The sequence below is a fragment of the Clostridium sp. DSM 8431 genome, from assembly GCF_900116755.1.
Classification (GTDB): domain Bacteria; phylum Bacillota; class Clostridia; order Clostridiales; family Clostridiaceae; genus Clostridium.
Window position 1 is genome coordinate 1 of sequence record NZ_FPBY01000134.1, and the last position, 9254, is coordinate 9254.

The 9254-nt window shown below is 28.2% G+C and carries 9 protein-coding genes and 1 pseudogene; 2 read left to right on the plus strand and 8 right to left on the minus strand.

The genetic code is table 11. The features are described from left to right. Positions 1-131 precede the first annotated feature (131 nt). From BM384_RS12625 to BM384_RS12645, 5 genes are all read right to left on the minus strand, one after another. A complete protein-coding gene (locus tag BM384_RS12625) occupies positions 132-779 on the minus strand; it encodes a site-2 protease family protein (RefSeq protein ID WP_090014112.1) in 648 nt (215 codons plus the stop codon). A 103-nt stretch (positions 780-882) separates the two neighbouring features. Further along, positions 883-1926 (minus strand): hypothetical protein, encoded by a 1044-nt coding sequence (locus BM384_RS12630; protein ID WP_090014113.1) that lies wholly within the window; start codon positions 1924-1926, stop codon positions 883-885. A 19-nt stretch (positions 1927-1945) separates the two neighbouring features. Beyond that, positions 1946-2977, minus strand: coding sequence for a phosphodiester glycosidase family protein (locus BM384_RS12635; RefSeq protein WP_242946028.1), 1032 nt, complete (start codon positions 2975-2977; stop codon positions 1946-1948). Between the two features lie 386 nt (positions 2978-3363). Further along, complete coding sequence (asnA, locus tag BM384_RS12640) at positions 3364-4377, minus strand: aspartate--ammonia ligase (protein WP_090014117.1); 1014 nt, start codon at positions 4375-4377, stop codon at positions 3364-3366. Between the two features lie 168 nt (positions 4378-4545). Next, a complete protein-coding gene (locus tag BM384_RS12645) occupies positions 4546-5496 on the minus strand; it encodes an L-lactate dehydrogenase (RefSeq protein ID WP_090014118.1) in 951 nt (316 codons plus the stop codon). Between the two features lie 140 nt (positions 5497-5636). Between BM384_RS12645 and BM384_RS12650 the strand changes: the two genes are divergently transcribed. Beyond that, positions 5637-6242: a 3'-5' exonuclease gene (locus BM384_RS12650; RefSeq protein ID WP_090014120.1), complete on the plus strand. Its 606-nt coding sequence runs from the start codon at positions 5637-5639 to the stop codon at positions 6240-6242. Positions 6243-6305: 63 nt separating this feature from the next. Here BM384_RS12650 and BM384_RS12655 read toward each other — a convergent pair whose 3' ends face one another. Further along, positions 6306-7553: a M48 family metalloprotease gene (locus BM384_RS12655; protein ID WP_090014122.1), complete on the minus strand. Its 1248-nt coding sequence runs from the start codon at positions 7551-7553 to the stop codon at positions 6306-6308. A gap of 136 nt (positions 7554-7689) precedes the next feature. Between BM384_RS12655 and BM384_RS12660 the strand changes: the two genes are divergently transcribed. Further along, positions 7690-7902, plus strand: coding sequence for a hypothetical protein (locus tag BM384_RS12660; protein ID WP_090014124.1), 213 nt, complete (start codon positions 7690-7692; stop codon positions 7900-7902). A 53-nt stretch (positions 7903-7955) separates the two neighbouring features. Here the strand turns inward: BM384_RS12660 and pflA are convergent, their stop codons facing one another. Next, a complete protein-coding gene (gene pflA / locus BM384_RS12665; protein ID WP_090014126.1) occupies positions 7956-8675 on the minus strand; it encodes a pyruvate formate-lyase-activating protein in 720 nt (239 codons plus the stop codon). A 337-nt stretch (positions 8676-9012) separates the two neighbouring features. Further along, positions 9013-9254, minus strand: a pseudogene (locus BM384_RS17980) (hypothetical protein); the annotation flags it as partial.

Here is a 9254-nt window from a genome sequence, read left to right on the forward strand (position 1 = left end):
GATATCATTAATAAACATCTAAAGGTTATTAGACAAATCTATAAATCTCTATTTCTGAAATTTGTTATTTTTTAGTACACTTTTCTAAGGTTTTATAACATTTTTGTAACTGTCACTTAACCTCCTAAAAACTAAAATCCAATTACTGCTCCAACTATTTTTAATATAAGTCTACATATAAAGTTTACTGGAACTGAAATAAATCTTCCTCCTCCAAATATCAATAAAATTATTATTATATATTGATATCTATATAAAGACTCGCTTATTCTGAAAAAGAAATCCGGTTTTAAATCTCTTAATATTGCAAATCCATCAAGGCCTGGTATAGGGATTAAATTAAAAACAAATAGACTAACATTTAAAGTAAATATAGTTCTTAAAATATCCACAATAACTGAAAATACTGTTACAGAATGTAATCCTGTAGAGTATTGAAGCTTTATTGCCAAAAGCCATGCTATACATCCAACAATAGCTAGTAATAAGTTAGCAACTGGACCTGAAAGGCTGACTTTTAAATCATCTTTATAATAATTCTTATAAGCACTTGGATTAGTTTGTACAGGTTTTGCCCATCCAAATCCAAATAGTAATATCATTAATGTACCAATAGGGTCTATATGATTTATTGGATTTAATGTAAGTCTTCCTTGAAATCTAGGAGTCTTGTCACCAAGCTTATCTGCCATTTTTGCATGAGCATATTCATGGAAAGTAAAAGCCAATATTAAAGCCGGAATCAGTATTAACTTTTCGTATATTATGCCACCACTCATATTTCTCTCCTTACCTAATTATTCATGAAGAATATTATATCATAATTTATATTAATATAAAAACTCCTATAGACTTTTTCTATAAGGAGTTTTTAATAAAGTGCTATTCTGTTTCTGATAAACTCTTAATATAAGTTTGGTCATTATCAGAACTCATTACAACCTTGCTATTTGCAGTAATATATTTACCACTATAAGAAACTTTACTTCCTGTAGACATATTAGTGATAGTTCCTTCTAAATTATCATTTATAAGAATCTCTCCATTTTCATCAATATTAATGTCATTTGGCTCCTTTGCTTTTTCAAGATTTAAAGTTTGCCATGTAGAAATATCTGTATCTAGGGTTCCATAAATAATTTTAGTTATTTTCTTATTAGATGTTTCCCCCATATATACTACATCCTTATTATCTACAGCTAAAAGTTCAAGATTTGAATAAGTTCCTGTATTAATTAAATTAGAAGTTCCATTTTTATAATAATAGAATTTCTTAGTTCCTGCATCCTCATATAAAAGCACATCTTTATGAGGGAAAATTTTAAGTGCTGCTATTCCATTTAGCTTAACTCCAATATTTTTCATATCATCATTAATGTCTATTCTATAAATACTAGAACTATTACCACCTTTATTAATTCCAACATATGAAACTCCTGAAAGGGTAGTTGTTGCAATTCCTTCAACCTTCATTCCACTACTATATTTACTTAATTCTTTTAATTGATACTTAGATCCACTTTTTGCATCATAACTTATAATATTAACTACAGTTTGACCTGAATCATTTTTTATTTTTTCTGCTATTGTAACTCTATTTCTATCAGGAAGCCACTCAGCATACATTACTGTATTACTGTCTTCATCAGTAATTATTTCTTTAGATGTATCATTCTTAGTGTCATTTATATAAAATTTATCACCTATAAAATAAGATACATACTTTCCATCATAAGACACCTTAATTTTTTCAGCATCTGAAGGAATATTTATACTTACATCTTTAACACTTGTATCTGTACTTATCTCTGAAATTTCAAATTCAGAAGAATGTTTAAAGTAAACTTTATCTAAAAATAAAAGTACTGCACACTGCATCATTATTGAGAGTAATGCCCAAGTTATTATCTTCGTCATTTTTTTCATGTTCTGCACCTCTCCTAACCTATTTTACTATTATCGCTGTTGGTATTGATCTTTCACCATATGCATAAGAAGGGGTGTTAATTACTTCATCATTGTAATACATTGTAGCAGACTTACCTCCATCTAAAGTAGCTGCTGTGACACAATCTAATTTTAACATAACTTCTTGAGCTTCTTTAATTGTTGCTGCAATTCTACTTCCTTGAACTTTAGAATCTAAAACTACAAGCACAATACTTCCATCAGCTCTTTGTCCAATAAGTGTTCTTGGTGAACTTCCTGTTCCTCCATCACCATTAATTGATGTTGCTTTTCCATTATAAACAAGAATGCTAGTTTCAAAACTAACTGCTTCTGTAACACCCTTATTTAATAGTTCCTTTGTTGTAAACGTACCAACTACAAGCTGACCTCTACCAGTCATAGCTATTGTACCCTTAGCAGTTCCTGCTGTATCATCATAAATAACCTTACCATCTGAAATAATTACTCCTGATGGAGTTCCTCCATTAGCAGACCACTGCGCACTGTCAGCTTCATCAGTAAAGGCACCACCATTAACAGCTGCAACAGCATTATTATTTGCTGCTATCTGAGATGTAGTTTCACCTTCTGGATTAGGTGCATTAAGTTTTGATGTATATCCCACATGAATTCTAGTAGGATCACTTATTATTAAAGCATATCCTTGAAAATTATCATTATTATCAAGAGTTATACACTTTATACTGTTATCTTGAACTTTGGGAATATGTATTAAAGATTCATCCTGTTCTCCCATATCACTTGAACTTTCAGGCTGTCCCGTTATTTCTGCAATTTTCTTATCTGACAAAAATGTAGTTGCAAGCCATTGATAATTCATAGACCCCATTGCTGTTCCAACAAACATAGATTTAGCATTTTCAAAAGGACCATATAAAAGTACAAAAGGAGCTGTAGCTGCAGTAAATACTAGCTCAAATACTAAAAAGCCAATTAGTAATTTCCAGCTAAATTTCTTAACTACTTTTTTCTTTTTCTTAATATTCTTTGTATTCTTTTTTTTCATTACTTTCCTCTCCATACTAATCTGATATTTTACAGATTATTTTGTCTAATTTACCATATATAAAACATCTCATTACTTATTGATAAATCTAATGTTATTCTTCCATTAAAAATCTTATACTTTTCTATTATACTTGTATTTTTGCTTCTTGTAAAATTTTATAACTTTTTTTATTTACACTTATTATTTTTATGATTTGTTAAATTGAAAAGATTTATTATTATTAATTTTTCTATAATATAGTCTTTTTTTTGCAAAATAAATTATATAAAATCAGTATAAGCAATAAATATTTTTATCATTTTGGGAAAATAATAATCAACAAAAAAAGGTAGCTACTATAAAAATATCAGCCACCTTTTTTCATATACAAATACTATTATCTCTTATAAAAGATTTATACCGTATTTTTCACACATTTTAATATTTTTTTCATCCCATACAGATGCTTGAACTTCTCCTATATGTGCCTTTCTTAAGAAATACATACATATTCTTGATTGTCCAATTCCTCCTCCTATTGTGTAAGGAAGTTCTCCATTTAATAATTGTTTATGGAAGTCAAGATTTTTTCTATCTTCACATCCAGCTTTCTTTAATTGTTCTTCTAAAGCTTTTTCATCAACTCTTATACCCATTGATGATAATTCAAAAGCTCTATCTAATACTGGATAATAGAATATAATATCACCATTTAATTGCCAGTCATCATAATCTGGAGCTCTTCCATCATGTCTTTCTCCAGAATTTAATACTTCACCTATTTTCATTATGAAAACAGCTTTCTTTTCTTTACAGATAGCATCTTCTCTTTCCTTTGGAGTTAAATCTGGATACATATCTTCAAGTTCTTGAGTAGTTATAAAAAATATTTCTTCAGGAAGTATAGGTTCTACGTCCTTAAGCTTTGAAGTTACGAACTTTTCAGTTTCTTTAAATACTGAATAAATTTTATTTACAGTTTCCTTTAAAGTTTCTTCAGTTCTATCTTCTTTATTAATAATTTTTTCCCAGTCCCACTGATCAACATATATAGAATGAAGATTATCTAGTTCTTCATCTCTTCTTATAGCATTCATATCAGCATAAAGACCTTCTCCTACAGAGAATCCATATCTTTTTAAACTCATTCTCTTCCATTTTGCTAAGGAATGTACAATTTCAACATCTTTTCCTGCATTTAATACATCAAAAGCTACTGGTCTTTCTACCCCATTTAAATTATCATTTAATCCAGTCTTTTTTTCTACAAATAAAGGTGCAGAAACTCTTGTAAGATTAAGCTTTTCAGCTAATGCTCTTTCAAAAAAGTCCTTTAAATTTTTTATATGCACCTCAGTATCTATTAGTGTATCTGTACTTTTGTATCCTTCAGGAATAATTAGCCCTTCAAATTCCATGATTTAGCCTCCTTATTATTTATCTCTATTTTATATTTATTATAATTTATACAATATATCTATTATTTATTTATACATTATATCAAAATATTCGCATAAATTAAACATTTTCACTTTAAAACATTATATTATTCAAAATATTCTTTTATTAATTAACAATTTTTACTTTTAAACATTACATTTTTCAAAATGCTCTTTTAATGTTTTTGCAGAACTTCTAAGCTTATTAACCTCTTCTTCGCTTAAAGGTATTTCAATAATTCTTTGAGCACCTGAAGCATTTACTATAGTAGGAATAGCAAGATACATTCCATCTATGCCATACTGTCCTTCAAAAAGACTCGATACAGTAAGAATACTGTTTTCATCTCTAAATATAGCTTCACATATTCTAGTTACACAAATACCTATAGCAAAATATGTTGCTTTCTTTCTATTAATTATTTCATAAGCGGCATCTTTAACATCATTTTCAATTACTTTTTTAATTTCATTATCCCATTCAAGATTTAATTGCTCTGCAAATATATCTATTTTTTCTCCACCTATTGTAGAACCACTCCATGTAACCACAGAACTATCCCCATGTTCTCCAATAACATAACTATGTACATTACTATTATTAACTTCAAAATACTTTCCTAATATGTATCTAAGTCTAGAAGTATCCAAAACTGTTCCTGAGCCAATAACTCTTTCTTTAGGAAATCCTGATAATTTATGAGCAATATGTGCTAATATATCAGCTGGGTTTGATACTACAAGCAAGATGCAATCAGGACTATACTTAACTATTTCAGGTATAAAACCTTGGAATATCTTATAGTTTTTATCAATAAGATCAAGTCTTGTTTCTCCTTCTTTTTGTGCTGCTCCTGCTGTAATTACTACTATGTCTGAATCTTTTGTTTCTTCAAGGCCTCCTGCATATATATTGATTGGTTTTGTAAAAGAAGTTCCATGAACTAAGTCCATAACTTCTCCAAGAGCCTTATCCATATTTATGTCATATAGACATATTTCTGTTGGAATTCCGCTTAACATTAATGAGTAAGCAGCTGTAGCTCCCACAAATCCTGCTCCAATTATTGAAACCTTACGTTTATCCTTTTGTATCATATCTTTTGCCTCTTTTCTATAAAATAAAAAATTTGCACACCATAATCATTATAACATTGTCATTTGCAATATTAAAACAAAATATACTATAATATTTCATATATATTTAACCGTAATCCACTTTTAGGAGGAATTTCACAATGAAATTATTAATTTTTGATACAGAAACCACAAGCATAAAACCCGGTCATATTTGTCAGTTAAGTTATATTACAATTGATGCTTCAAGCAAACCTCAAAAAACAGTTGGTAAAAACTTTTTTATAACTGTTGATGAGATGGACCCTGCTGCTGAAGCAGTACATGGTTTTTCATTAGAGAAGTTATATGAATTATCTAATGGAATGTATTTTGAAGATTTATTAGAAGAATTTATAAGTGATTTTGAAGAAGCAGATTTTGTTATAGGTCACAATGTTAACTTCGATATAAAATTCTTAAAAAGCGAACTCGAAGATATGTGTATTGATTATGAGCCAAGACATACATTCTGTACAATGCAATATTATAAGGATATATGTAAGATTCCAAGACCAAATGGAGATTATAAAAATCCTAAACTTGAGGAGGTAGTTAAATTTTTAAACATCTCAAAAGAACAAATTGCAAAAAAATCTGAAGAATTATTTGCAGGTAGTGGAAATTATCATGATGCAAGATTTGATACAACTGCAACATATCTTCTAATAATAGAAGGAATGAAAAAAGGCTATATTCCAGCTGGATACTTTAGTTCAAGAATGTAAAAAGAGAGTATTTGAATGACTAAATCTTCATTCAGATACTCTCTATTATTTAAAACTAAAAACTTAATTTTCTTCTGCTAACTTCTTTGCAAATTCATTACTATTTTCAATTCTATCCTTAACGGTTGGATGGTCGTAGCACATATATTTATAAAAACCATTAACATCTACAGGCGTTAAATTACTTTCTACAAATCTAATCTCTAATAATCCATTAGTTATAGGATCTTTAGTTACTTCCATAGCAAAATTATCTGCTTCTGTTTCAATTTTTCTAGAATAGGCTGTTTCAATTGGTGTAAATACAAGACTTACTATATTAAACATAATTAAAATAACTACTACGCTTTCAATTGTCTTATAGTTTTTATGTTTCATTTTAACTAAAATACCTTGAAGTATTAATACACCTATTATGATGCCAGCCATTCCAAGTAACATAGAATTTCTTATATGATTTAATTTATAATGTCCCATTTCATGTGCTGCTACTGATAATATTTCCTTTTCAGATAATTGATTTAAAGTGGTGTCCCAAAATACTATTCTTCTACTGTTATGTATTCCTGTCATATATGCATTCATACTGCTTGTCTTATAAGCCTTTGGTATAACTTTTATATCTAAGTTTTCAATTCCTGATTCTGATGCTAAATTTAAAAGTTTGCTTTTTAATTCTCCATCTTCCATATCTACAAGTTCATTTCTAAACTCATCAACATATGGATAAACATAATTATCTATTAAGACAACTGCTATTAATATAGTACTAGTCCATATATACCATTCTTTTCTTTTCATAAATAACATATAAATAAAAGCTGCAACTGGAAGTTCAAATAATATACTTTCAAGATTACCTTCCATATAATTTGCGAAAAAACCTAAAAAACTCTGACTTGAAAGGCCAACTAACCTAAGTCTATAGAAACTTGAAAACAATATTTTAGGGAATATCATAACTTCTGTAAAAACTCCATATAAAAAACAAAAGCTAACTCCTTCAAAAAACTTGTTTTTAAAAGATTTCTTTTTAATTATTTCTACACCACCAAAAATATAAAAAAGTACAGGGGATATTAAGCTTATAATTAAACCACTATAAAAATATGTTTTAGAAAAAGTTAAATTAGCTTTTACTTTTTCAGGCATTTTAGGAACACTTATTTCTTCATTCAAAACTTCATACTTAACTGATACATCACTATTTATTTCTTCTTTATTTCTATTTTCTAAAAACATTGTAATAGAAAAAAGAATAATAAATATTACAGAAAACGCCATAAAACTTCTTATAAGAAACTTCTTCATTATAACTCCTCCTTTGTTATAGTATATTTTAACATTACAGGAATTATATCATATACACATAAATTTCCATACAATATTTGTTCTGTTCAGAAATATTATGTATAATTGTATTGTAATGTAAGAGAGGGGTGTGTTTATGACTTTTACAACAAGAAACTTTATTAAATTTGTATTATGCTGCATTGCCTTATCTATGTGTTTTTTCTTTCTTTTTGGAAAAAATTATTATTTAGGTGTTCCTTTAGGACTTTTCTTATCTATTTGTATATGTTATGATCCCAAAAGATATGAAACTTCTAAAAAGAAATATGAAGAAAAGTTAAATGCAGAAACAATTAATAATGATTAGTAAAATGGAGACCTATCTAAATGTTATAAAATCATTTAAATAGATCTCCTTTTTTAAACTTTATCTTCAAACTCTATAAGTTTTCTATATTCTTCGCAAAGCTTTTTATCCATAGGTTCTACCCCTTCTAAATGATATCTCATGTTCATTGTTTCATATTTATTTACCCCAAGCACATGATATGGAAGAAGCTCAACCTTCTGTACATTTGGAATAGTTTTTATGTATTCATTTAAAGCTTTAATATGTTCTACTCCATCAGTAAGTCCTGGCACAACAACGTGTCTTATCCATAACTTTGTATTATTTCTTTTCATAGCTTCAAGAAAATTTAATGTTTCTCCCATTTTTACCTGAGTAACATTTTCATATCCCTCTTTTGTAAAGTGCTTTACATCATAAAGAACTAAATCAGTATATTTTAATATTTCATCATAATCTCCAAATCCAACACCTGCTGTATCTATACATGTGTGAATGCCTTCAGCTTTGCAAAGTTTTAATACTTCTAGTAAAAACTGTGGTTGTCTTAAAGGCTCTCCTCCTGAAAAAGTAACCCCTCCGTTACTTGTTTCAAAATAAGGCTTAAACCTTTTAATTTTATTTACTAACTCCTCTGGAGTATATTCTTCACCTAAATCCATTGACCATGTATCAGGGTTATGACAAAACTTACATCTTAATGCACAGCCTTGAAAAAAAACTACAACCCTTATTCCTGGGCCGTCTACTAGTCCCATTGTTTCTATTGAATGTATTCTACCTTTCACCATTTTACACCTCTAAATTCAAATAATTTGTTTTGAGTATTTATATTATATAATATTAATTATTGATTAGGGAGAGTAAATTTAAAAATTTTTCAATAATTATTATGTTTTTATTAAATAGAATTCTATCTACTATATTATTAAAATTTATAGGTGTATAATATGATTATTGTTTTATTTTAATATTTATAGAGATGAGCATAATTGATCTTTAAAAAATTGAATATAGATTAGAGAATTAAAAATAGTAAAATTAGGATAACTACTAATAATATGACCTAAAAAAGGGCAGACTATCCCTATGAGGATAGTAAATGTAAAAAATTAGATTGTTAAAGAGTTAAATCGCGCGTTTAAGATTACTTAAAGAATGAAGCATATCGCCCTTATTGGTAATGATTGCGGCGAGTGCAACAGCTAAGAGACATATATGACCCAAGGTATTTTGATTTTCGATGGATCTTATGTTTCTTACAGAAGGGGTCTCAAGATTTAAATTTTTAAATCTTGAATTATAGCGTTCAGACTCAGTTCTCATTGAGTAAAAGAACTTGAAATAATCTGAAGTTTCATCCACACTAG

Coding starts and splice junctions, on each gene's coding strand:
- BM384_RS12625 (WP_090014112.1), bottom strand. CDS start 779: ATGAGTGGTGGCATAATATACGAAAAGTTAATACTGATTCCGGCTTTA.
- BM384_RS12630 (WP_090014113.1), bottom strand. CDS start 1,926: ATGAAAAAAATGACGAAGATAATAACTTGGGCATTACTCTCAATAATG.
- BM384_RS12635 (WP_242946028.1), bottom strand. CDS start 2,977: ATGAAAAAAAAGAATACAAAGAATATTAAGAAAAAGAAAAAAGTAGTT.
- asnA (WP_090014117.1), bottom strand. CDS start 4,377: ATGGAATTTGAAGGGCTAATTATTCCTGAAGGATACAAAAGTACAGAT.
- BM384_RS12645 (WP_090014118.1), bottom strand. CDS start 5,496: ATGATACAAAAGGATAAACGTAAGGTTTCAATAATTGGAGCAGGATTT.
- BM384_RS12650 (WP_090014120.1), top strand. CDS start 5,637: ATGAAATTATTAATTTTTGATACAGAAACCACAAGCATAAAACCCGGT.
- BM384_RS12655 (WP_090014122.1), bottom strand. CDS start 7,553: ATGAAGAAGTTTCTTATAAGAAGTTTTATGGCGTTTTCTGTAATATTT.
- BM384_RS12660 (WP_090014124.1), top strand. CDS start 7,690: ATGACTTTTACAACAAGAAACTTTATTAAATTTGTATTATGCTGCATT.
- pflA (WP_090014126.1), bottom strand. CDS start 8,675: ATGGTGAAAGGTAGAATACATTCAATAGAAACAATGGGACTAGTAGAC.